Consider the following 24,389-nt stretch of genomic DNA (forward strand, 5'->3'; position numbering starts at 1 on the left):
GACAGTTCGAGTGATTGGTCAGTCAGTAACGACTGCGCCCGCTCTTGTCAAGGGAAAATTGCTGGTGCCCGGGCGCAACCCGGCGATAACGCGTCGCAGGCTGGTGCGCAGGCGCAGGCCGAGCATCAGGGCGGCGCAGCTGAGGCCGGCAATGAGGCCGTACCAGAAGCCGGGCGCGGCCTGTTGCAGGCGCAGTCCCAGCAGACAGCCGAGGGGCAGGCCGATGGCCCAGTAGGCCAGGGTCTGCAGCAGCATGGGAACGCGGGTGTCCTTGCAGCCGCGCAGGGCTCCGGCGAAGATCACTTGCAGGGCGTCGGGCAGTTGGAACAGGGCCGCCAGCAGAATCAGTTCGGCAGCGCGCTGGCGCAGATGGGCGTCGCTGGTGTAGAGAGCGGCGCAGGCCGGTGCCAGCAGCAGCATCAGGCTGGCGCTGGTCAGGGCCAGCACCAGGGCGGTGGTGACGGCGGTGCGTACGGCACAGCGTACCTGCTGTGGTCGAGCCCGGCCAATGCTGAAGCCGACCCGAACGGCCGTGGCACTGCTGATGCTCAGGGGAATCATGAAGATGAGCGAGACAAAGTTGAGGGCGATCTGATGGGCCGCCACCTCACCGGCGCCAAAGCGCGATAGCAGCAGGGCGATCAGGGCAAAACTGCTGCATTCGATGAACAGGCCGATGCCGATCGGCAGGCCCAGGCGCAGCAGTTGCAGCTGCAGCCGGCGATCCAGTAGGCGCCAGCCGCGCCGCCACTGAGACAGGGCGGCGCGGTCGATCCGGCGATAGAGCAGCAGCATGACCAGCAGCATGGCCCACATGGCCAGAGCCGTTGCCGGGCCGCAGCCCACCCCGCCCAGGGCCGGAGCGCCGAGCAGGCCGAACACCAGCACGGCGTTGGCGACGATGTTGACCCCCAGGCCAATGAAGCTGGCGATCATGCTTGGACGCGCGAGGGAACGCCCTTCGCTGCAGTAACGCAGGGCGAAGCAGACGCCGATAGCGGGGAAGCCCCAGGCCACGCCGACCAGATAGCCGTCTATCAGCGGTCGCACCGCTGTTTCGACCTGCAGCAGCGGTAACAGATGGCGACTCTGCGGCAGCAGCACTGCCAGGGCCAGGCCGGCCAGCCCGCCCAGCAGCATGCCCTGGGCCGGCAACTGGCGCAGTTGCTGCCGCTGGCCGGCACCCTGAGCCTGGGCCATCAGCGGCGTCAGGGCGCTGAGCAGGCCGAGCAGCAGCAGAATCAGCGGAAACCACAGACTCGAACCGATGGCCACCGCTGCCAGATCGCGCGCGCCGACCCGGCCGGCCATCAGGGTGTCGACAAAGCCCATGCTGGTCTGGGCCAGCTGGGCTAGAATCAGGGGAGCGCTCAGGCGCAGCAGTGCCGCCAGTTCGCAGCGGTAGAGGCGCAGGGAGGGAAAGCGGGCAGACCACATGCGGTTATCCGGAAAAAGCTGCAGGCCCTGCTCGCTGAACAAGGCCTGAGACGGGAAAAAGACGTAACAGCACCGCCTGCCGGAGCGGACCGCAACCTTGGCGCGGGTCAGCGGGCGGTGCGGCAAGCCGTGCCGGAGAAAAACAGATCGTCGGCAATCGATCGCCATACTATAATGAACGGTCATGTTGTTGGCCAGAGAAAGTCCCGTCCGAGAAGTTTTCGCCCGGCTGACGGAGCGCGTCGCCGCTGCCGCTGGGTGCATTTTCCCCTGATTGAGGAGCAAGGTGTCTGTTTCCATGGCGTTAGGTGCGTCGCTGGCGTCGGCCGGGCCTAAGGTGTTGCTGCACTGTCCGCGGCGGCGGCTGTGGCAGTTCTATGTCCGGCCGCAACAGGAGATCGTCGCTCATTCGCCGACCGAGGTGGTGGCGGCGCTGCAGGCTGTGGAGCAGGCCGTTGAAGGTGAAGGTCTGCATGCCGCCGGATTTGTCGGTTTCGAGGCGGGCGCCGCCTTCAGTCGCGCCCAGCCTTGGCAGCCACGGCCCCTGCCGCTGCTGTGGTTTGGTCTGTTCGCGCCGCCGCAGCTGCTGGCGCAGCTGCCGCCGCCCGATGGTCCCGATCTGGGTGGTTGCTGGCTGGCGCAGCTCGATGGCGCGGCCCATGCCCGCCAGGTGGCACGGATTCGCCAGCTGATCGCCGCCGGCGAAACCTATCAGGTTAATCTGACCTATCCGTACGATTGTCTGCTGCCGACCACGCCCTGGACGCTGTTTCACCAGTTGCAGCAGGGGCAGCCCGGCGGCTATGCCGCCTACATTGATCTGGGTCGTTTTGCCATCTGCAGCGCCTCGCCGGAGCTGTTTTTCGAGCGGGCCGGCAGCCGCATTTTGACCCGGCCGATGAAGGGCACGGCCGCGCGGGGTGCCGACACGGTCGCCGATGCCGCTCAGCGCCGGCTGCTGGCTGAAAGCGTCAAGGACCGGGCCGAGAACCTGATGATTGTCGACATGCTGCGCAACGATCTCGGCCGAATCGCCCGACCGGGGACGGTGCGGGTGCCGCGCCTGTTCACGCTGGAGGCCTATCCGACCCTGTGGCAGATGACCAGCAGCGTGACGGCGCGCACCGATGCCTCGCTGGCCGAGCTGTTCGCCGCGCTGTTTCCCTGCGCCTCCATCACTGGCGCACCCAAGGAGAATACCTTGCGGCATATTGCCCGGCTGGAACAGGCGCCGCGCCAGATCTACACCGGCGCCATTGGCTGTTGCCGACCCGGCCGGCGCGGCTGTTTCAGTGTCGCCATCCGCACGGCGCTGGTCGACCGTGCCAGTGGCACGGCCAGCTACGGTGTCGGCGGCGGCATTGTCTGGGATTCCGCCGCAGCGGCGGAATACCGTGAAAGCCAGCTCAAGGCCGCCATTCTGCCGCGGCGGCCGAGCGCTGTGCGGTTGCTAGAGACCCTGCGCTGGAGCGCCGGCGCCGGTTTCCATCTGCTGGAAGGGCATCTGCGGCGTCTGCTGCACTCGGCCGCCTGTCATGGCTACCCCTGCACGGCGAAGCAGCTGCGGCAACGACTGGCGGCGGCGGCGGCTTGTCAGCCACGGCAGGGCCGTTACCGCGTGCGTCTGCTGCTGGACAGTCAGGGTGTCATCGAATGCCAGTTTCTTGCCGAACCGCAGCGCGCGGCGTCGCGGCCGTTGCGGTTGGCCTGGGCGGCCGAGCCGGTGCAGTCGACCGATGCCACCCTGCGCCACAAGACCGAGCAGCGGCAACGCTATGACCGGTTGCGCCAGCTGGCGGGGCCGGAGGCCGATGAGGTGTTGCTGTACAATGAGCGTGATGAGTTGACCGAGGCCACTACGGCGAATGTTTTGCTGCGCCGTGCCGGTCGCTGGCTGACACCGGCGTTGCAATCCGGCCTGTTGCCGGGCGTGCAGCGTCAGCACTGGCTGGAGCAGGGACGTATCGAAGAGGCGATCATCCGGCGCCATGAAATCGGACCGGACACGCCGCTGGTGCTGATCAATGCCCTGCGCGGTTGCCGGCGCGGTCGGCTGCAACCGGACAGGCGGGAACTGCCGGATTTTTAAGGAGAATTAGGCGATGCAGAAAATCTTGCTGTTGCTGGGGGTGCTGTTTCTGCTGGCGGGCCTGTTGTGGCCCTGGCTGGCCAAACTGCCGCTGGGCCGACTGCCGGGCGATCTGCTGTTTGAGCGGCCGGGGCTGAAGGTCTGGTTTCCGCTGACCACGATGATCGTCGTCAGTCTGGTGTTGTCGTTGTTGCTGCACCTGTTTCGCAAGTAACGGGCGGGATTGCCGCCGAGAGGAAAAAATATGGAAACCTGTACAGAAATCATCGTGGTCAGCACGCGCCAGCAGGGCCAGAGCGCGCTGGAGATTCTGGCCGCGGCTGTCCCGGCCGCCGGTCGCGGCTATCTGCGCCAGCTGTTCAAGAAGGGGCGGGTGCGCTGTGATGGCCAGGTTTTGGCCGCTGATGCGTTGTTGCAGGCCGGTCAGCAGCTGCAGCTGGCTGGCAGCGCCCGGTTGGCGGAGTTGTTGGCGGCACCGCGCCAGGCGGCGGAGGCGGCGGGTGTGCCTGTGCTGTACGAAAGTGCCGAACTGCTGGTGGTCGACAAACCGGCTGGTCTGGCCGTGCATGGCGGCGCAGAGCAAACCGATCATCTGGTTGGCCGGGTACAGACGCTGATGACTCAGCGGGGCGAGCGTTTTGCCGTGGCGCCCATTCACCGGCTCGATCGTGCCACCTCCGGCCCGGTGCTGCTGGGCAAGGGCCGCAAGGCTTGTGGTGAATTGGGTCGCCTGTTTCTGCGTCAGCAGGTGGAGAAATGCTATCTGGCGCTGGTGCAGGGCCGGACGGCGCCCACGGGGGAGCTGGCCAGCCTGTTGCCGGCAAAGGGCAAGCTCAAGGAGGCACGTTGTGGCTTCCAGGCGCTGCGCCGCAGTGAGCAGGCCAGTTTGCTGCAGATTGACCTGCAGACCGGTCGCCAGCACCAGATCCGCCGCCAGCTGGCCGCCGCCGGCCATCCCCTGTTCGGTGATGCGCGCTATGGCGGCCCCTGTCCGCCGGCGCTGCCCCGGCTGTTTCTGCATTGCAGCCGGTTGGCCTTCGTCGATCCGTTCAGTGGCGCGCCGCTGATTTTTGACAGCCCCCTGCCGGCCGAGCTGCGGGTCTTTGCCGAGACCTTGCTGGGCGCGCCGCTCCCCTGAGCCGGCAGCGTCCCGACCGCCCCGATTGACCGTCGCCGGCTGTTTTCAGCGCCACGCTACAGCTGGCGATGATCGCGGCCGGTCTTTTCCAGGTAGTAATCGTAGTTGCCCTCGTAGGCGGTCAGGCAGCCGTGATCGATTTCGAACACGCGGTTGGCCAGATGGCGCAGCACATGGCGATCGTGGCTGACCAGCAGCAGGGTGCCGCTGAAGCCCTGCAGGGCTTCGAGCAGAACCTCGCGGGCGAGGATGTCGAGGTGGTTGGTCGGTTCGTCGAGGATCAGCAGGTTGAGTGGCTGGCCGAGCAGGGTGGCCAGCACCAGGCGGGCCTTCTCGCCGCCCGAGAGTTTGTCGACGCGTTTGTCGACCTCGTCGCCCTGAAACAAAAAGGCGGCGCAGAGATTGCGCAGCACACCGACGCTGAGCTGGGGCAGGGCAGCCTGCACCGTTTCGAACACCGTGCGGCTGGCATCGAGCAGTTCCATACTGTGCTGGCTGAAGTAGCCGCACAGCACGTTGGCTCCCTGGCTGCAGCTGCCGGCCGAGGGCGCTGTCTGCCCGGCCAGCACCTTCAGCAGGGTCGATTTGCCGGCGCCGTTGACGCCGACCACGGCCACCTTGTCGCCGCGCCGGACCAGGCCGGAAACGCCGCTGAATACCGTCTTTTCAGTTCCTTCCGGCTGTGGCCAGGCCTTGGCCAGAGCCGTGAAGGCCAGCACGTCATCGCCGCTGCGCGGCGCCTCGGCAAAAGCGAAACGCAGCCGCTTCTGTTCCGGCGGCAGCACGATGCGTTCGATCTTCTCCAGCTTCTTCACCCGTGACTGTACCTGGGCGGCGTGGGAGGCGCGGGCGGCGAAGCGGGCGATGAACTCCTCTTCCTTGGCCAGCATCTCCTGCTGGCGGCGGTGGCTGGCCTGCAGCTGCTCGCGGCGGATCTCGCGCTCGCGCAGATAGAAATCGTAGTCGCCGCTGTAGGTGGTCAGGCCGCCGTTGCCGACCTCGATGATGCGGTTGACCAGCCGGTTCATGAATTCGCGGTCATGGCTGGTCAGCAGCAGAGCGCCCTTGTAGTCGTCGCGCAGCCAGTTTTCCAGCCACAGAATCGATTCCATGTCGAGGTGGTTGGTCGGTTCGTCGAGCAGCAGCACATCGGGGTTTTGCGTCAGAATGCGGGCCAGGGCGATGCGCATTTTCCAGCCGCCGCTGAAGCTTTCCACCGGCCGCTGCTGTTCCTGCGGCGCGATGCCCAGGCCGGTCAGCACGGCCTGGGCGCGGGCCTCCAGATCGTAGCCGCCACGTTGTTCAAAGCTGTGCTGGGCCTCGCCGTAGCGTTCCAGCAAAGCGGTCAGTTCATCATCCTCCAGGCCGCTGGCCATGCGGCTTTCCATGCGGGTCAGTTCCTCGCCCAGGGCCACCACATCGCCACAGGCGGCCATGACCTCAGCCAGCGCGCTGCGGCCGGCCATGTCGCCGACATCCTGCGAAAAATAGCCAATCACACAGCCCTTGGCGCAGCCGATCTCGCCGCTATCGGGTTTTTCCTCGCCGCAGATCAGGCGGAACAGGGTCGATTTGCCGGCACCGTTGGGGCCGACCAGGCCGGTACGGCTGTTGGGCGGAATCTGGCAGCTGGCGTTGTCGAACAGCAGGCGCTGGCCGTGCTGCCGGCGGATGGAGCTGAGATGGATCATGGCAAGGGACTCCCGCGCGGGCAAAAGCGCCTTGGTAGCACGATTGCCGCGGCGCGGGCAAGTTCAAAGCAGGCCGGATGGATGGGACGGGTGGTTCAGCGCTGACCGCGGCGCGGCAGCAGGAAACGGGTACCGCCCTGGCGCAGCACGGCGCCCTGGGGGGTGATCTCTTCCAGCTGACAGCTGTCGATCCGGCTGCCTTCGCCGAGCAGCTGATTGTTGATGCGTACCAGCCGGCTGGCGGGGTCGGTGCTGTAGACATGCACACTCATGTCCAGGGTCGGCAGACGCTCCAGCAGTTCGCCCGGCAGCTGCTGGTAGAGGGGCAGATCGGCTGGCTGGTCGGCCGATTGATTCTCATGCCCAGGTCCTGCCGCCGGTGCTGGCAGCAGGGTTGGTTGGGGTTGCCTGCTGGTATCCGTTTTGGTGTTCGGCCCGCTCTCTGCCGCGGTGGCAGTTGGTGCTGGCAGCGCGAGGGGCGGCGGTGTGACCCTCTGGGTGGCCGGCGTGGGAGCGGGCGGGGTCAAGACTTCTGGCGCTGTGACAACAGGGACGGGCGCCGGCGGTGGGACAGCGCCAGAAGTGCTGTTGTAGGGGCTGGTTGTCTGCAGGGCGGCACCCTGCGGGGGTGCCGCCCTTAACAGCCACCAGAGGCCAACGGCGCCATTGAGCAGCAAGGCCAGGCTCAGCAGCAGCGGCCACAGCCGCCGGCGCGGTGGCGCGGCGACGGGTTCCGGCTGGCTGTGCAGGCCGGGGACCTGTTGTTGCTGGCGTTGCTGCTGGGATTTTTTCAGGGCATCAAGAATGATCGACATGGGCGCTGTCCGTTGGTGAAACCAGCAGGCGGGGCCGCTGGGGCAGGGCGTCGCGGGTCAGGCGGATCAGGGTCAGTGGTCCGATAATGCCATCGTCCTTGAGGCCTTGCTGGCGTTGAAAACGTTTGAGGGTTTCAAGCAGGCTGCCGCCAAGATGGGTGGACGGTTCCAGGGGCAGGGGTTCGTTGAAATAGCGGGCTAGGGCACGGGCCACCAGGGCGACCAGGGCGTCATCCTGGCCCGGTGTGATGGCTTCGCGGTAACTGGCCGGCGCTGGCCAGAGCAGCTGGTATTCGCCCAGCCAGCAGCGTACCAGCTGGTGCAGCGGCAGCTGGAAGAGCTCCTCGCCGATCTGCAGCAGGGCACTGCCGTCGCCGGCGGGGGTGCGCTGCAGCTGGCGCAGCAGGGCATAGACCGCCTGGCCGCTATCGTTCTTGAGGGTCAGGATGGCGGGCAGATCCAGCTGTTCCAGTCGGCCGAGACTGCCCTGCAGCCGCAGCCAGCGCAACGCGACCGGGCTGCCTGTGGGCAGCTGCTGCTGCCACAACAGTTGCAGCTGAAGGCGGCTGTGCTCATCATTGTGACTGCTGGCCGGCAGTTGCTGCCAGGGCAGACTGATCGGCATGGCCGGCGGGGAGGGGCTGCCGGCTGCGCTGGCGGGAGCCGGCGGCGTTGGCGGGGTTCCGGAGGCGGCCAACCAGAGCCCGGCGCCGAGAGCGCTGCCCGCCAGCAGCAGGACCATGCCAGCGCGCAGCAGATAGTGGCGCGCTGGCAGGCCATCGGGCTGGCCGAACAGCTCGCGGGCGCTGCGGCGCAACAGTCGGCGGTTGACGCGCGGTTGGCCGGCGACGTAGGCCGCCAGCAGGGCGCGGTCGCACAGCACGTTGATCAGGCGCGGTATCCCCTGGCTCAGCCGATGCAGCAGGCGCAGGGCTCCCGCGGTAAACAGCGGCCGGTCGCAGCCGGCCACCTGCAGCCGGTGGCGGACGTAGGCGGCGACCTCGGCGGCTGACAGGGGCTCCAGGTGGTAACGGGCGGTGATGCGCTGTTTGAGCTGGCGCAGTTCGGCCTGATCGAGCAGGCGGCGCAGTTCCGGCTGGCCCAGCAGCAGGATCTGCAGCAGTTTCTGCTTGTGGGTCTCCAGATTGGTCAGCAGGCGAATCTGTTCCAGGACGGCGAAATCGAGATTCTGCGCTTCGTCGATGATCAGCACCGTGCGGCGGCCGCGGCCGTGATTGGCCAGCAGAAAGGCGTTGATGGCATCGACCAGTACCTTGATGCTGCCGGTGCCGGCCGGCAGGGCGATGCCCAGTTCGTCACACAGACTGGCCAGCAGTTCGCTGGCGGTCAGGCGCGGGTTGAGGATGAAGGCCACGTCGGTCTGGTCGGGCAGCTGCTCCAGCAGGCAGCGGCATACCGTGGTCTTGCCGGTGCCGACCTCGCCGGTCAGCAGCACAAAGCCGCCGTCGCCCTCGATGCCGTAGAGCAGATGGGCCAGGGCTTCGCGGTGGCGTGGACTCATGTACAGATAATGCGGGTCGGGAACGATGGAGAAGGGCGTGTCGTTCAGGGCGAAATAGGCCTTGTACATGGCGGTCATCCAGCAGGGCAGTCGGGAACGGCAGGCGCGCGGCGCAATCTTCGCGGCCGAAAACGCGCCTGAGCATAGCATGATCACCGATGGGAACAAAGACCTGTTCGAATGGCCGTTCGCCGCCAGCGGCCAGTCGGCGCAAATGGCCGCTGGTAAAACCGCCGGGCTGCGTTATAGTCATTCAATAGACGGGGCCTGTTTTGCGGCACGGCGCCTGACAGCGCCGGAACGGAATCCTGCTGCTGGCGTCGACACCCACCAGCGGAGCGCTGTTGCCTGTGTACGGCGAAGCGGTGTGACCGTTGCGGCAACGCAGCCGTTGGGGCGTTTTTGCGCTGCCATCCGGTATCAATCTTTCAAGGGGACTGGTCTTATGGAGTGGAGTCGCTTTACCGAAGCCTCGCGGATTGCCTATTTTTCGATGGAAATCGGTCTGTCGCAGGATATCCCCACCTACAGCGGCGGTCTGGGAATTCTGGCCGGGGATACGATCAAGAGCGCCGCCGATCTGCAGGTGCCGTTGGTGGCGGTCACCCTGGCCAGTCGCAAGGGCTATTTCGAACAGACCATCGACAGTCAGGGCCGTCAACACGAACAGCCGGTCAACTGGGAGATCGCCACCTTTATGGAGCAGCTGCCAGTGCGGGTGACGGTCCCCGTCGAGGGCCATGCGGTGGTGGTGCAAGCCTGGCTCTACCGCGTGAAAAGTCCGTCCGGCGGGGTGGTGCCGGTGCTGTTTCTGGATACGGATGTGGCCGAGAACCGGCCGGAGGATCGCGCCATCACCGATTTTCTCTACGGTGGTGATCAAACCTATCGGCTGAAGCAGGAGATTGTGCTGGGCATCGGCGGCGCCCGGATTCTGGCAGCGCTGGGATTTCATATTTTTCAGTATCACATGAACGAAGGCCATGCCGCCCTGCTGACCGTCGAACTGCTCAACCAGACCCGCAACCTGTCGGCAGCCACCTGGACCGAAACCCTGGCCTTTGACCGTAATGCCGTGGTGCGGCGCTGCATCTTCACCACCCACACGCCGGTGCCGGCCGGTCACGATCGTTTTCCCTATCCGCTGGTGCAGCGCGTGCTGGGTGAGGATCTGATCCCGTTGGCGCAACTGCGCGAACTGGGCGGCCATGACGAACTCAACATGACCAGTCTGGCGCTGAAAATGAGCCGGTTTGTCAACGGGGTCGCCAAAAAGCATGGCCAGGTTTCCCGAGCCATGTTCCCCGGCTACGAGATTCACGCCATCACCAACGGTATTCATCCGCTGACCTGGGCCTCGCCCTACATGGTGGCGCTGTTCAACCGCTACATCCAGGGCTGGGCTCTGCAGCCGGAACTGCTGGTGCGGGTCGATACCATCCCCGATGAACAGATCTGGGAGGCCCACCAGGGCGCCAAGGCTTATCTGGCGCAGTATATCCAGGAGGTGACCGGCCAGAAGATCTACCTCGATATTCTCACCATCGGTTTTGCCCGCCGGGTGGCCAGTTACAAGCGCAATGATCTGATTTTCGAGGATATCGAACGGTTGTTGCGACTGGGTGAAGGGCGCTTGCAGCTGATCTTTGCCGGCAAATCCCATCCGCACGATGAGAACGGCAAGGCACTGATCCAGCGCATTCACGATTTCATGCATCGGCTGCAGGGCAAGATCACGGTAATCTATCTGCCCAATTACAACATCGACGTGGCGTACCGGCTGCTGCCGGGGGTTGATCTGTGGCTCAACACGCCGACGCGGCCGCTGGAGGCGTCCGGCACCAGCGGCATGAAGGCGGCCCTGAACGGGGTGCCCAACTTCAGTGTCCTTGACGGCTGGTGGATCGAAGGCCATATCGAGGGGGTGACCGGCTGGTCCATCGGCGCGGCGCCGACGGAGCTGCATGCTGACGAGAACAGCCGTGCGGCCGATGCCACCGATCTGTACGACAAGCTCGAACGGGTGATTCTGCCGCTGTATTACGACCACCCCAGTGACTGGGTCAAGGTGATGAAGAACGCCATCGGCAAGAACGCCTACTACTTCAATACCCATGTGATGATGCGCCGTTATGTGACGGAAGCCTATCTGCAACGCTGACGCCGGGAGAAGCCATGCCGCAGTCCTGTCCCAACCTGAATGAAAGCCGCCATTACGCCGACCTGCTGTCCCTGCCGTTTACCGATCTGCGCCGTCTGCTGACGGCGGCGCGGGTGAGCGCGGCCGAGGTGCCGATGGCGGCCGGGCTGCATTACAACTACGCCGCCATGCCGGTGGAGGAGCGCCATCTCGACCTGTTGCAGGGTCTTAGTGACGAATTCGACCTGGTTGGCCAGTACCAGCGTCTGCTGGCCGGTGAGCGCATGAACGTTGGTGAAAACCGCCGGGTGCTGCATCATCTCACCCGTGGTCAACTTGGCCCGGCGGTGATGCACGACGGCCGCGACCTGGGAGCCTTTTATCGCGAGCAGCATCAGCGCATCTTCGCCTTTGCTGAACAGGTGCATCGTGGCGCGCTGCGCGGCAGCAGTGGCGCGGCCTTTACCCAGGTGTGCCAGATCGGCATTGGTGGCTCGGATCTGGGGCCGCGGGCGCTCTATCTGGCCCTGCAGCAGGAGGCCCGTCGCCAGGGGTGTCAGCTGATGACGGCCGAGTTTTTGTCCAATGTCGATCCTGATGACGCTGACCAGGTGCTGGCCCGCCTCGATCTGGCCCGGACGCTGTTTGTGCTGGTGTCCAAATCCGGTACCACGCAGGAGACGCTTACCAACGAAACCCTGGTGCGCGTCGCCCTGCGTCACCAGGGGCTTGACGACCGTGCCCATCTGGTGGCGGTGACCAGCGAGACCAGTCCGCTGGCGGGCAACAGCGCTTACCGCGACAGCTTTTACATGGATGATTTTGTCGGCGGCCGTTTCTCGTCCACCAGTGCCGTCGGGGCGGTGGTGCTCAGCCTGGCCTTCGGTCCCGCCATCTTCCAGGCCCTGCTCGCCGGCGCCCATGCCCAGGACGCCCTGGCCCTGCAGCCGGACATCCGCCACAACGCCAGCCTGCTTGATGCCCTGCTGGGAGTTTATCTGCGCAATGTGCTGGGTTATCCGTGCAGCGCCGTGCTGCCCTACAGTCAGGCCTTAAGCCGCTTCCCGGCTCATCTGCAACAGCTGGACATGGAATCCAATGGCAAGTCGGTCAACCGGCGGGGCGAGCCGTTGCCCTACGCCAGTGGCCCGATCATTTTCGGTGAGCCCGGCACCAACGGTCAGCATTCCTTTTATCAGCTGCTGCATCAGGGCACCGATGTGGTGCCGCTGCAGTTTATCGGGTTCGAACAGGCGCAGGGGCAGCGCGATCTGCTGGTGCAGGGTTCGACCAGTCAGGACAAGCTCAATGCCAATCTGGCGGCCCAGCTGGTGGCCTTTGCCAAGGGCCGGGCCGACGAAAATGCCAACCGGCATTTTGCCGGTCAGCGACCGGCCAGCCTGATTCGCGGTGCGCGCCTGACCGCCGAGGCTCTGGGAGCATTGCTGGCCCATTTCGAGAACAAGATCATGTTCCAGGGGTTTGTATGGAACATCAACTCCTTCGATCAGGAAGGGGTTCAGCTGGGCAAGGTACTGACGGGGCAGCTGCTGGCGGGAACCGCTGAGGACGAGGCTCTGCAGGCCTATGGTCGTTTGTTGGGGCTGCGGCCGCCGGCTTGACAACGCCGGTTTTCTTGTCAGGATCAAAGGACAGGCTTTCATCTTCAGCTCAGGTGAAGGCCTGTTTGTGCGCCGGTCGCTCTGACGAGTTTATCGCCGCCCGGTTCTTCGTCTCATCAACCCCTTACTCGGGAGCGCCATGCTGTTACTTGCGGGAGATGTCGGCGGAACCAGTGCCCGTTTTCAATGGCTTGCCGTGGGTGAACGACAAACCGAACGATCGGCGGTCCACAGTTACCGCAGCGCCGACTTCGCCTCCTTTTCCGATCTGCTGGCGCAATTGCTGCGTGACTGTAGCATCGAACGGGTGGACGTGGCCTGTTTTGGCTTGCCTGGACCGGTCAACGACGCCGAGGTGACACTGACCAACCTGCCCTGGCATATTCGCGTCTGCCTGCTCAAGGCGCGCCTGCCGCTGGCTACCGTGACGCTGATCAACGATTTTCAGGCCGCCGCCCTGGGAATCGACGAACTTGCGGCCGACGCGCTGATCTGCCTGCATGAAGGCCGTTTCGATCCCGCTGGCAACCGGCTGGTGGTGGGGGCCGGGACCGGCCTGGGCGTGGCTCCGGTCTATCAGCGCGGCGGGCGGTTCTACCCCCAGTCGTCCGAGGGTGGTCACATGGCCTTTGCACCGCTGGACGAAGAGCAGGAGCGTTTGCTGCACTGGCTGCATGAGCGCTGGCGCCATGTCAGTTACGAAGATCTGTTGTCCGGCAGCGGTCTGGAAACGCTTTATCTGTACCATCTGCGGCGGATGGGCCGATCGGAGGCGCCGGTTTTACGGGCCGCCGAGGTTCATGCCGCCGCCGAACGCGGTGAAGCTGCCGCCGTGGCCGCCCTGACCAGTTTTGTCAATATCTATGGGCAGTTTGTCGGCGATGCGGCGCTGTTGTGGCCGGCCCGCGCCGGAATCTATATTGCCGGCGGCATTGGTGGCCGCATTGCCCGCTGGATGCGCGGATCGGCCTTCACCGAGTATTTTCTGGCCAAGGATCGCATGCGTGAGGTGGTTGAACAGATGCCGGTTTATCTGGTGACCGACGAACTGATCGGCTTGAAGGGCGCCCTGCTGCAGGCGCGCCGCAGCGCCGGCCTGGTGGAGCGCCCCTGAACGAAGCCCCTGAACGGGAGGCAGTCCCGGTTTTTTGCCCTGTGAGGAGACGATGAAGAACTATCCCAAAATCACCAAGTTGACCCACAATACCCTGGCGTTGGTGCTGGCTGGTGGCGAAGGCAGCCGGCTGAAGGATCTGACCCAGTGGCGCGCCAAGCCGGCGGTGCCGTTCGGCGGCAAATACCGCATCATCGACTTCGTCCTGTCCAACTGCGTCAATTCCGACATCCGCCGCATCGGTGTGCTGACCCAGTACAAGTCGCATTCGCTCATTCGTCACATCCAGCGTGCCTGGAGCTTCATGCGTTACGAGGTTGGCGAGTTCGTCGAACTGCTGCCGGCTCAGCAGCGCCTGGGCAAGGACTGGTACCAGGGCACGGCCAACGCCATCTACCAGAACATCGACATCATCCGGCGACACAAACCCCAGTATGTGCTGGTGTTGGGGGGGGACCATATCTATGCGATGGATTACCGCGACATGATCGAAACCCATGCCCTGAGTGGTGCCGATGTCACCGTCGGCTGCGTCGAGGTGCCGCGCCTGGAGGCGACCGGTTTCGGGGTCATGTCCGTCGATGAAAACCTGCGTATCGTACGCTTTACCGAAAAACCGGCCGATCCCGAACCCATGCCGGGCAAGCCGGACAAGGCCCTGGCCTCCATGGGTATCTACATTTTTTCGCCGGAGTTTTTGTTTGACAAGTTGATCGAGGACCATGACGACCCGGCCTCGTCAAAGGATTTTGGCAAGGACATCATCCCGTCGATTATCGCCAACAGCAACGTGCGGGCCTATCCCTTTGTCGATGAGGACGGCAAGCCCGGCTACTGGCGCGATGTTGGCACCATTGAGTCCTTCTGGAAGGCCAACATGGATCTGTGTTCGATCACGCCGGAGCTTAATCTCTACAACCGCGACTGGCCCATCTGGACCTATCAGGCCCAACTGCCCCCGGCCAAATTCGCCTTTGACGATCAGGGCCGGCGGGGTGCGGCCATTGATTCGCTCATTTCCGGTGGCTGCATCCTCTCCGGCGCCAGGGTCAAGCGTTCGGTGGTGTTCAGCGACTGCTTTCTGCACAGCTATTCCTTTATCAAGGACAGCGTCATTCTGCCCCATGTCGATATCGGTCGGCACTGCCGCATCACCAAAGCCGTGATTGACAAATCCTGTGTGATCCCGCCTAATACGGTGATCGGAGAGGATCACGCCGAGGATAAAAAACGCTTCTATGTCGATGAAAACGGAATTGTTCTGGTGACGCCGGACATGCTGGGCCAGCATCTGCACGTGGTGCGCTAGGCCCTGGGCGAGCGCTGGCGGGAAAGGACGCGCCACCTTCTTTATGGAAAAGAAAATCAAGCTGGCCCTGTGCTGGCACATGCATCAGCCCCATTATCGCGACGGGCTCGACGATATCTACCGTCTGCCCTGGGTCTATCTGCACGCCATCAAGGACTACGCCGACATGGCCGCCCATCTGGAGGCCTGTCCCCAGGCGCGGGTGGTGGTCAATTTTGCGCCGGTGCTGCTGGAACAGATCAGCGATTATGCCGGGCAGATGCGGGCCTTTCTCGCCGAGGGCGCCATCATGCGCGACCCGCTGCTGAATCTGGTGGCCGGCGCTTCACCGGTGCCGGCTGAACCGGAGGCTCGTGCCGAAATCATCCGGGCCTGTCAGCGCGCCTACGCGCCCACCATGATCGATCGTTACGCGCCCTTTCGTACCCTGGTCGATATCGCCCGGGAGCAGTACAGCGCCGGTGAACTCGACACGGTGCGGGTCAGTTATCTCAGTCGCCAGTTCTTTGTCGATCTGCTGGTCTGGTATCATCTGAGCTGGATGGGCGCCAGCCTGCGGCAGAAGGATTTTCGCGTTACCCGCCTGCTGGCGCGCAAGAACAATTACACCGCCGTCGACCAGCAGCTGCTGGTCGAGGTGATGGCCGACACCCTCGAAGGCATCATCCCGCGTTATCGCGCCCTGCAGCAGCGCGGCCAGATCGAGCTGTCGCTGACGCCCTACGGTCATCCCATCGTGCCGTTGCTGCTCGATTTTGCCGCGATGCAGCCGTCGCAACCGGCGGCACCGCCGCCCCAGTCACCGGCCTATCCCGGTGGTGAGGCGCGCGCCCGCTGGCATGTCGAGCGGGGCCTGGAGGTGTTCGAACAGCACTTCGGTCATCGGCCCAAGGGCGTCTGGCTGTCGGAAGGCGGGGTCAGCAGCGCCGCTCTGGGCTTGCTGGACGAGTTCGGTTTTGACTGGACGGCCTCGGGTGAGGGGGTCTGGCGTGCCTCCTGCGAGCTGTCGCGGATCAGCCCCCAGGATCTGGAACATAAAAAGCTGCTGTACCGGCCGCTGAGCCATCCACCGCGGCACTGTGCCCTGTTTTTCCGCGACGATGGCCTGTCCGATCTGATCGGTTTTCACTACAAAAGCTGGCGTGCTGAAGATGCGGTCAACGATTTTTGTCACCATCTGGAAAACATCCGCCAGTTTCTGCGCGATGAACCGGGCGAGCAGGTGGTGACGGTCATTCTTGATGGTGAGAATGCCTGGGAATACTATCCGGATAATGCCTACGCCTTTCTGTCCACGCTTTACCGCCGGCTGGCGGAACATCCCCGCATCGAGCTGGTCACCTTCAGCGAGGCGCTGGCCGCCTGTGGCGGACAGGCCCTCAGGGAGCTGTCCCAGCTGCGTGCCGGCAGCTGGGTGTACGGTTCTTTCTCCACCTGGATCGGCGACAAGGACAAAAACGATGCCTGGGATCTGCTGGCCGAGGCCAAGACCTGTTACGATCGGGTGATGGAATCTGGCCTGCTGTCGCAGGAAAAGAGCGCCAAAGCAGCGGAACAGCTGGCCATCTGTGAAGGTTCGGACTGGTTCTGGTGGTTTGGCGACTATAACCCGGCGGACAGCGTTCGCGATTTCGACCAGCTGTTTCGCCGTCATCTGATCCGGCTGTACCAGCTGCTGGAGAAGATCCCGCCTCAGAAACTGAAGAATCCCCTGTCGCATGGCGGTGGCGGTCCGAGCGACAATGCCGGCACCATGCGACGCAACGGGTAGTATCCGAAAATCTTTGCTGTCCCAGGCATGATGTTTTTGCAAAAAGCATCAGGTTCGATGGCCAAAGCAAAAACGGCCAACGGTAAGGTGCGAGTCGTACGGCGCCATGGCGAAGCCACGCGCCGGTTGCCGCAACGCAGCTGTTGGCGCGTTTTTGCGCTGCCATCAAGAAGGAAGGCTGAACATGCGCAAGGCGGGAGTACTGCTGCATCCGACCTCGTTGCCGCACGGCGTGATTGGTGACGAGGTCGAGAATTTTCTCGACTGGATGGCTCAGGCCGGTCTGACTCTGTGGCAGATGCTGCCGTTGACGCCGCCCCATGCCGACCGGTCGCCCTATCAGGCCTACAGCAGTTTTGCGCTCAATCCGGCCCTGCTGCCGCCCGCTGCCGCCCAGGCGACGCCTGATGCCGACGAATTGGCCGACTTTGAGCGGCGTGAGGCCTTCTGGCTGGAGGATTATGCCCTGTTTGTTGCCCTGCGGCAGCAGCATGCCGATCGGGCCTGGTGCGACTGGCCCGAAGCCTTGCGGCACCGTGAGCCTGAGGCTCTGCAGCAGGCGCGGCGTGTTCAGGCGGACACCCTGGCCCGGCTCAAAAAGGAGCAGTTTCTGCTGCAGCGGCGCTGGCAGCTGATCCGCCAGCAGGCGCGGGCACGCGGTATCTGCCTGTTTGGCGATGTGCCCATCGCCGTGGCCTATGACAGCGCCGATGTCTGGGCCCGGCCGCAGCTGTTCAAACTTGATGCCGACCTGCAGCCGACGGTGGTGGCGGGCGTGCCCCCCGATTATTTCTCGCGCGAGGGTCAGCGCTGGGGCAACCCCCATTACAACTGGGAACTGCATCAGGCGACGGACTTCGCCTGGTGGCGCCAGCGCATGGCGGCAGCCCTGCGGCTGTTCGATCTGGTGCGTATCGATCATTTTCGCGGTCTGCAGGCCCTGTGGGAGATCCCGGCCGCATCGCCGACGGCGATGGAGGGCCGCTGGGTTGAAACCCCCGGCCGCGCCCTGCTCGAAGCCTTGCGGCAGGATTTTCCGGCCATGCCCTTTGTGGCCGAGGATCTTGGCCTGATTACCCCGGAGGTGATGCAACTGCGGGACGATTTCGGTCTGGCGGGTCTGGCGGTGTTGCAGTTTGGTTTCGATGACAGCCCCGACAACCCCCACCGCATTGGTGCGCAGCGGCCCAACTGCGTGGTTTACACCGGCACCCACGACAACAACACCAGTCTGGGCTGGTTCGAGGAGTTGCCCGCCGAGCGCCAGCAGCAGGTGCTGCGGCAGCTGCCAGAGGAAGCCGGCCCCATGCCCTGGCCATTGATCGTGGCGGCCCTGGTCTCGGCCGCCGATCTGGCGGTGGTGCCGTTACAGGACTGGCTGGGGCTCGATGGCCAGCACCGCATGAACGTGCCCGGCACCTGTGAGGGCAACTGGCGCTGGCGTTTCCGGGCCGAGCAGCTCGACAGCATTCTGGCTGGCCGCATCCGCCGCTGGCTGGAACAGACCGGCCGCCTGGCCCTCAAGGAGCGTTGAGCATGGACCAGCCCGCCGAATTTCTCACTCCCGCCAGCTACGATGTGCAGTGTCTGCGACAGGGCCGCCACTACGATCCGTTCACCCTGCTGGGTTGTCATCCCCATCCACAGGGCGGCTGGTTGTTGCGTTGCTGGTTGCCCGGTGCCGTGCGTGTGCGGCTTGAGCAGGGCCCTGAACTGCGCCGCGTCGGTGACAGTGCGCTGTTTTCTGTCTGGCTGTCGGGGGCCGACCGTGCCAGTCTGCCGCGCCATTACGCTTTGCTGTGGCAGGATGGCTGTGGCCAGGACCGCCGCAGCCTGTGCCCGTACAGCTTCGCGCCACAGATCGGCGATCTCGACCTGCATCTGTTCGGCGAAGGCCGTCACTGGCAACTCTACAACGTGCTGGGTGCCCGCTGGTGCAACATTGAGGGCGTCGAAGGTGTACAGTTTGCCGTCTGGGCGCCCTCGGCCGAGCGGGTGTCGGTGGTCGGCAATTTCAACGGCTGGAACGGCCTGTGCCATCCCATGCGCTCGCGCGGCGGTTCTGGCGTGTGGGAGCTGTTCATTCCCGGCCTGGATGATGGTGAACGTTACAAGTACGAGATCCGCAACCTGCATAGCGGCCACTGCTTCATGAAGGCCGATCCCTATGCCCGTTCGATGGAGATGCGGCCGCGCACCGCTTCCATCGTTCACCGTAGCCGTTTTCCGTGGCAGGATGGCGACTGGCTGGCCCGCCGCGCTGACTTCGACTGGCAACACCAGCCGTTGAATATTTATGAGGTGCATCTGGGTTCCTGGCAGCGCAGCGATGATGGCCGTTTTCTCAACTATCGCGAGCTGGCCCGCCGGCTGGTGGACTATGTACGCTGGATGGGATTCACTCACATCAATCTGTTGCCGCTGAGCGAGCATCCGCTGGATGAATCCTGGGGCTACCAGACCTCGGCCTACTACGCGCCGACACGGCGCTATGGCGATCCCGATGACTTCCGTTACTTTGTCGATTATTGTCATCAGCACGATATCGGTGTCTTTCTCGACTGGGTGCCGGCCCATTTTCCCAAAGACAGTTTCGCCCTGGCCCGTTTTGACGGTACGGCGCTGTACGAACACGAAGATCCGCGGCTGGGCGAGCACCAGGACTGGGGTACCTACATCTTCAATTTCGGCCGCAACGAGGTGCGCAATTTTCTGCTGGCCAATGCCCTGTACTGGATGCGCGAGTTTCATGTTGATGGCCTGCGGGTTGATGCCGTGGCCTCCATGCTCTATCTCGACTATTCGCGGGCCCCGGGCCAGTGGCTGCCCAACCGCTACGGTGGCAACGAGAATCTCGAAGCCATTGAATTTCTCAAACAGCTCAATACCGAGGTGCATGCCCAGTACCCCGGCGTGGTGATGATGGCCGAGGAGTCGACCTCCTGGCCAATGGTGTCGCGCCCCATCTGGATGGGGGGGCTGGGATTCTCAATGAAGTGGAATATGGGCTGGATGAACGACACCCTTAGCTACTTCGAAAAAGATCCGATTCATCGGCGCTATCACCATAACCAGCTGACCTTCAGCCAGCTCTACGCCTACAGCGAAAATTTTATCCTGCCGCTGTCCCACGACGAGGTGGTGCATCTCAAGCGTTCGCTGCTCGACAAGATGCCCGGCGATCTGTGGCAGAAGTACGCCAATCTGCGCCTGCTGCTGGCTTGGCAGATGCTGCATCCGGGCAAGAAGCTGCTGTTCATGGGTGGCGAATTCGGCCAATGGGCTGAGTGGGACTGCCGTCGGGCCCTCGACTGGCAGCTGTGCGATGTGCCGGCGCATCGGGGTGTGCAACTGCTGCAGCGCGATCTCAATCAGCTTTACGCCACCGAACCCGCTCTGTACCGACATGACTTCGACCACCAGGGCTTCTGCTGGCTCGACTGCAATGATTACGAGCAGTCGGTGCTGGCCTTCATTCGCCAGGACCACGACCAGCAACTGCTGTGCATTTTCAATTTCACCCCGGTGGTGCGCCATGATTACCGCCTTGGCGCGCCGCGCCGCGGCGTTTACCGCGAACGGCTCAACAGTGACGCCGCCTTCTATGGCGGCAGCAACCTGGGGATGGGCGGCCAGGTGACGGCCGAGCCGACGCCCTGGCAACACTGGCCGGCCAGCCTGCGGCTGACGTTGCCGCCGCTGGCGGTTGTGGTGCTGCGTTTTGAGGAGACCTGCTGATGCGCCTGCTGTTTGCCACCTCCGAGATCTATCCGGTTGTCAAGACCGGTGGTCTGGCCGATGTCAGTGCCGGGTTGAGCAACGCCCTGCAGCAGCTGGGGGTCGAGGTGCGCCTGCTGTTGCCGGCTTATGCTGTGGCGCTGGAGCGATTGCAGCAGGTCGAGGAGTTGGCGCGTTTTGATGTCGCCGGTTGCGGTCGTCAGCGGTCGGCGCGGCTGCTGCAGGCCCGCCACGCTGAACTCGACAGCCCCCTGTGGCTGATCGATATCCCCGGCCTGTTCGATCGGCCCGGCAACCCCTATCAGGCGGCCGATGGTAGCGACTGGTGGGATAATGGTGAACGCTTCGGCCTGTTCTGTCTGGCCGCCGCCGAACTGGCCCAGGGCCGTGTCGGCTTGTCCTGGCAGCCCGATCTGGTGCAGGCCAATGACTGGCAGACCGGCCTGCTGCCGGCCCTGCTGACGCGGGAGTCGCGCCGGCCGCGCACCCTGTTCACCATCCACAACCTGTCTTACGGCGGCCATTTCCCCCCCAGCCTGTTCACCGGCCTGGGGCTGCCGCCGCACTGGTGGCAGATCGAGGGGGTTGAATTTTACGGCCAGTTTTCTTTTCTCAAGGCCGGTATCCAGTTTGCCGATCAGGTCACGACGGTCAGCCCCAGTTACGCGGCCGAGATCTGTCTGCCGCCGCAGGGTTATGGTTTTGATGGCCTGCTGGCACGGCGCCGGGCCGAAGGCGCGCTGCACGGCATTCTTAACGGCATTGATACGCGGGTGTGGAACCCGGCCAACGATCCGGCACTGGCCCGCAACTACAGCCTGACCGCCGATCTGGCGGCGGGCAAGGCCGCCAATCAACAGGCGGTGCTGCGCCAGTTGGGCGCGGCGCACCCCGCCCGGCCGGCGGTGCCGTTGCTGGCCTTTATCGGCCGGCTGGTGGAGCAGAAGGGCATTGATCTGCTGCTGGAGGTGCTGCCCTCGCTTCTGCAGCAGACGGCGGCGCGGGTTGTGCTGCTTGGCAGCGGCATGGCTCATTACGAAGCGGCTTTGCGGACACTGGCGGCGCAGCAGCCCGAGCGGGTGCTGCTGCATATCGGCTATGATGAGGTTCTGGCCCACCGTGTTGAGGCGGCGGCTGATCTGTTTCTGATGCCGTCACGCTTTGAGCCCTGTGGTCTCAATCAGCTCTACAGTTTGGCCTATGGCACGCCGCCGCTGGTGCGGGCCACCGGTGGGCTCAGGGATACGGTGACCGATGCCGACGCGACCAGCCTAGCTGCCGGCACGGCTACGGGTTTTGTTTTTCATGAGGCCACGCCCACGGCCTTGCTGCAGACGGTTCTGCGGGCCCTGCGGCTGTGGCAGCAGCCGGCCCTGTGGCGTCAGCTGCAGGAAGCCGGCATGGGGCAGGATTTCAGCTGGCAGCGCAGCGCGCGCAGCTATTTGCAGCTTTATCGCCAGGGAGAAGCCGATGTACGCACCGGACAATGAGGATTGCGCCAACTTCGAGGCCGAGGTGCTGGCCAAGGCCATGCGCTGTCTGGGCAATGACAGCGCCAGCCTGGAAACCAGTTTTCTGCACTATCTCTACAATACCTTTGGCCGCCAGCTGGCCTCGCCCGACTACTACCAGTTCAAGGCGCTGTCGTTCAGTATCCGCGACCGCTTGATGTGTCAGTGGAAACAGACTTGGCTGGCCCATTACCGCAGTGGCACCAAAAAGGCCTACTACCTGTCGATGGAATTTCTCATCGGCCGGTCATTGATCAACAATCTGCTCAATCTCGGGCTGGAGGAGTCGGTGCGTCAGGCCCTCCATGCGCTGGGCATCGCTCTGGAAGAGCTGGAACAGGCCGAGCGCGATGCCGGTCTTGGCAATGGCGGTCTGGGACGGCTGGCGGCCTGCTTCATGGACAGCTGCGCCACCCTGCAGCTGCCGGTGATGGGTTATGGTCTGCGCTACAAATACGGCATGTTCCGCCAGCGTATCCAGAACGGTTATCAGGTGGAAGACCCCGATCCCTGGTTGCGTCATGGTGAATACCCCTGGGAGGTGCAGCGCGCCGATTACACCTGCGTGGTACGCTTCGGCGGCTATACCCGCATGTACAAGGAACCCCACAGCGGCCGGCTGATCGTGCACTGGGAACATGCCGAGGAGGTGCTGGCGGTGCCCTATGATGTCCCCATCGCCGGTTTCCGCAACCAGACCGTCAACACCTTGCGGCTGTGGTCGGCCACCTCGGCCGAAGATTTCGATCTATCTGACTTTAACGCCGGTTCCTACTTTGAGGCGGTGGCGGAAAAGAACGACGCTGAAGCCATCACCATGGTGCTTTACCCCAACGATGCCAGTGAGAATGGCAAGGAGCTGCGCCTGCGCCAGCAGTATTTTCTGGTATCGGCCAGCCTGCAGGACGTGGTGCGCCACTGGAAACGGGCGCATGGCAGCGATTTCAGCCGTTTTGCCGAATTCAACGTCTTTCAGCTCAACGATACCCATCCGAGTCTGGCGGTGCCGGAACTGATGCGGATTCTGCTCGACGAGGAGCAATTTGACTGGGACAGTGCCTGGGCAATTGTCAGCCGTACCCTGGCCTATACCAATCACACCCTGCTGCCGGAGGCGCTGGAAACCTGGCCGGTGACGTTGCTGCAGCGGTTGCTGCCACGCTTGCTGGAGGTGATTTACGAGATTAACGGCCGCTTTTTGTCACAGGTGGCGATGAAGTGGCCGGCCGACCGCGACCGGCTGCGGCGCATGTCCATCGTGGACCAGGACGGTCGTGTGCGCATGGCCCATCTGGCATTGGTAGGCAGTTACTCCGTTAACGGCGTGGCCGCGCTGCATTCCCGCTTGCTCAAAGAGGGGCTGTTTCGCGACTTTCACCAGCTCTGGCCCGAGCGCTTCAACAACAAGACCAATGGCGTCACGCCGCGGCGCTGGTTGGCGGCGGCCAATCCGGCCTTGCGCGGCCTGCTCAACGAGACGATTGGCGAGGGCTGGCTGACCGATCTCGACCAGCTGCAGGCGCTGGAGGAAAAGACCTACGATCCGGTTTTTCTTGAGCGTTGGCATCAGGTGCGGCGCCACAACAAGCAGCGCCTGGCCGCGCTGGTGCGCGAGCGTACCGGCATTGTCCTGAATACCGAGGCCCTGTTCGATGTGCAGGTCAAGCGGATTCACGAGTACAAGCGTCAGTTGCTCAATGTCCTGCATCTGATTCACCTGTATGCCCGGATCAAGTTTGGCCCGGCGGAGCCCTGGACCAACCGTTGCGCCATCATCGGCGGCAAGGCGGCGCCGGGATACGCCATGGCCAAAACCATCATCAAGCTGATCCACAATGTGGCGGCCGTCATCAATCGTGATCCCGATGTGGGTGATCGCCTCAAACTGGTGTTTCTGCCCGACTACAACGTGTCGGCCATGGAGGTGATCTGCCCCGGTACCGATCTGTCCGAGCAGATTTCCACCGCGGGTAAGGAGGCCTCGGGTACTGGCAACATGAAGTTCATGATGAACGGCGCCCTGACCATCGGTACCCTCGACGGCGCCAACGTCGAAATCCGCGAAGCGGTGGGCGAGGAAAATTTCTTTCTTTTTGGCTTGCGGGCCGAAGAGGTCGCGGCCGCCCGGCGCAATTACAATCCGCAGGCACTGGTCGAGGCTGACACCAGTCTGCGCCAGGTGCTGCAATTGCTGGAAGCCGGCCACTTCAACCAGTTCGAGCCGGGGATCTTCGACGACCTGATCGCCGGCATGCTCAGCCCGGCTGACCCCTGGCTGACCCTGGCCGATTTCCGCAGCTACATGCAGGCCCAGCAGCGGGTCGATCAGGCCTATCTTGATCAACCCGGCTGGATGCGCATGAGCATTATCAATACCGCCCGCAGTGGCCGGTTTTCCACCGACCGCACCATGCGCCAGTACAACGAGGAGATCTGGCATCTGCGGCCGATTCAGGTGGCGCCTCTGATGACGACGGCGCGGGGCTGAAAAA

The 24,389-nt window shown here is 63.8% G+C and carries 16 protein-coding genes; 12 read left to right on the forward strand and 4 right to left on the reverse strand.

The annotated features are described in order from the left end of the window. Positions 1 to 18: 18 nt before the first annotated feature. The gene (locus BLR80_RS02355) at positions 19 to 1,437 is read right to left on the reverse strand and encodes an MATE family efflux transporter (protein WP_092076447.1); all 1,419 of its coding nucleotides are present in this window, start codon (positions 1,435 to 1,437) and stop codon (positions 19 to 21) included. Positions 1,438 to 1,735: 298 nt separating this feature from the next. On the opposite strand from BLR80_RS02355, the gene BLR80_RS02360 reads away from it, so the two are divergent. Genes BLR80_RS02360 through BLR80_RS02370 form a run of 3 tightly spaced genes read left to right on the forward strand, consistent with a single transcriptional unit; the run spans position 1,736 to position 4,664 of the window. Next, a complete protein-coding gene (locus BLR80_RS02360; RefSeq protein ID WP_092075906.1) occupies positions 1,736 to 3,526 on the forward strand; it encodes a chorismate-binding protein in 1,791 nt (596 codons plus the stop codon). A gap of 13 nt (positions 3,527 to 3,539) precedes the next feature. After that, the gene (locus BLR80_RS02365; protein ID WP_092075908.1) at positions 3,540 to 3,740 is read left to right on the forward strand and encodes a DUF2905 domain-containing protein; all 201 of its coding nucleotides are present in this window, start codon (positions 3,540 to 3,542) and stop codon (positions 3,738 to 3,740) included. A 30-nt stretch (positions 3,741 to 3,770) separates the two neighbouring features. Then, on the forward strand, positions 3,771 to 4,664 hold the full coding sequence (locus tag BLR80_RS02370) for an RluA family pseudouridine synthase (protein ID WP_092075910.1): 894 nt from the start codon (positions 3,771 to 3,773) through the stop codon (positions 4,662 to 4,664). Positions 4,665 to 4,720: 56 nt separating this feature from the next. On the opposite strand, the gene BLR80_RS02375 is transcribed toward BLR80_RS02370, so the two are convergent. From BLR80_RS02375 to BLR80_RS02385, 3 genes are all read right to left on the reverse strand, one after another. Next, entirely contained in the window at positions 4,721 to 6,355 is a 1,635-nt protein-coding gene (locus BLR80_RS02375) for an ABC-F family ATP-binding cassette domain-containing protein (protein ID WP_092075912.1), read from the reverse strand. 95 nt (positions 6,356 to 6,450) lie between these two features. Then, the gene (locus BLR80_RS02380) at positions 6,451 to 7,170 is read right to left on the reverse strand and encodes a general secretion pathway protein GspB (protein WP_092075914.1); all 720 of its coding nucleotides are present in this window, start codon (positions 7,168 to 7,170) and stop codon (positions 6,451 to 6,453) included. Beyond that, complete coding sequence (locus tag BLR80_RS02385) at positions 7,154 to 8,761, reverse strand: ExeA family protein (RefSeq protein ID WP_092075916.1); 1,608 nt, start codon at positions 8,759 to 8,761, stop codon at positions 7,154 to 7,156. The genes BLR80_RS02380 and BLR80_RS02385 overlap by 17 nt, the downstream gene beginning before the upstream one ends. 376 nt (positions 8,762 to 9,137) lie before the next feature. Between BLR80_RS02385 and glgP the strand changes: the two genes are divergently transcribed. The 9 genes from glgP (at position 9,138) to BLR80_RS02430 (ending at position 24,385) form a co-directional block, all read left to right on the forward strand. Next, complete coding sequence (gene glgP, locus BLR80_RS02390; RefSeq protein WP_092076449.1) at positions 9,138 to 10,853, forward strand: alpha-glucan family phosphorylase; 1,716 nt, start codon at positions 9,138 to 9,140, stop codon at positions 10,851 to 10,853. A 14-nt stretch (positions 10,854 to 10,867) separates the two neighbouring features. Next, positions 10,868 to 12,454: a glucose-6-phosphate isomerase gene (locus BLR80_RS02395; protein ID WP_092075918.1), complete on the forward strand. Its 1,587-nt coding sequence runs from the start codon at positions 10,868 to 10,870 to the stop codon at positions 12,452 to 12,454. Between the two features lie 139 nt (positions 12,455 to 12,593). Beyond that, the gene (locus tag BLR80_RS02400) at positions 12,594 to 13,568 is read left to right on the forward strand and encodes a glucokinase (RefSeq protein WP_092075920.1); all 975 of its coding nucleotides are present in this window, start codon (positions 12,594 to 12,596) and stop codon (positions 13,566 to 13,568) included. Positions 13,569 to 13,620: 52 nt separating this feature from the next. Next, positions 13,621 to 14,877: a glucose-1-phosphate adenylyltransferase gene (gene glgC, locus BLR80_RS02405; RefSeq protein ID WP_092075922.1), complete on the forward strand. Its 1,257-nt coding sequence runs from the start codon at positions 13,621 to 13,623 to the stop codon at positions 14,875 to 14,877. A gap of 43 nt (positions 14,878 to 14,920) precedes the next feature. Beyond that, positions 14,921 to 16,648: a glycoside hydrolase family 57 protein gene (locus tag BLR80_RS02410; protein ID WP_092075924.1), complete on the forward strand. Its 1,728-nt coding sequence runs from the start codon at positions 14,921 to 14,923 to the stop codon at positions 16,646 to 16,648. 184 nt (positions 16,649 to 16,832) lie between these two features. Beyond that, the gene (gene malQ / locus BLR80_RS02415; RefSeq protein ID WP_171906280.1) at positions 16,833 to 18,182 is read left to right on the forward strand and encodes a 4-alpha-glucanotransferase; all 1,350 of its coding nucleotides are present in this window, start codon (positions 16,833 to 16,835) and stop codon (positions 18,180 to 18,182) included. Between the two features lie 2 nt (positions 18,183 to 18,184). Then, entirely contained in the window at positions 18,185 to 20,386 is a 2,202-nt protein-coding gene (gene glgB, locus BLR80_RS02420; RefSeq protein WP_092075928.1) for a 1,4-alpha-glucan branching protein GlgB, read from the forward strand. Further along, positions 20,386 to 21,876: a glycogen synthase GlgA gene (gene glgA / locus BLR80_RS02425; protein WP_092075930.1), complete on the forward strand. Its 1,491-nt coding sequence runs from the start codon at positions 20,386 to 20,388 to the stop codon at positions 21,874 to 21,876. Before glgB ends, glgA begins: the two co-directional genes overlap by 1 nt. Further along, positions 21,857 to 24,385 carry a glycogen/starch/alpha-glucan phosphorylase gene (locus BLR80_RS02430; protein ID WP_171906281.1) on the forward strand — a complete coding sequence of 843 codons (2,529 nt, stop codon included), beginning with the start codon at positions 21,857 to 21,859 and terminating at the stop codon, positions 24,383 to 24,385. The genes glgA and BLR80_RS02430 overlap by 20 nt, the downstream gene beginning before the upstream one ends. The last annotated feature ends 4 nt before the right edge of the window (positions 24,386 to 24,389 follow it).

The organism is Desulfuromonas thiophila, assembly GCF_900101955.1.
Lineage (GTDB): Bacteria > Desulfobacterota > Desulfuromonadia > Desulfuromonadales > Desulfuromonadaceae > Pseudodesulfuromonas > Pseudodesulfuromonas thiophila.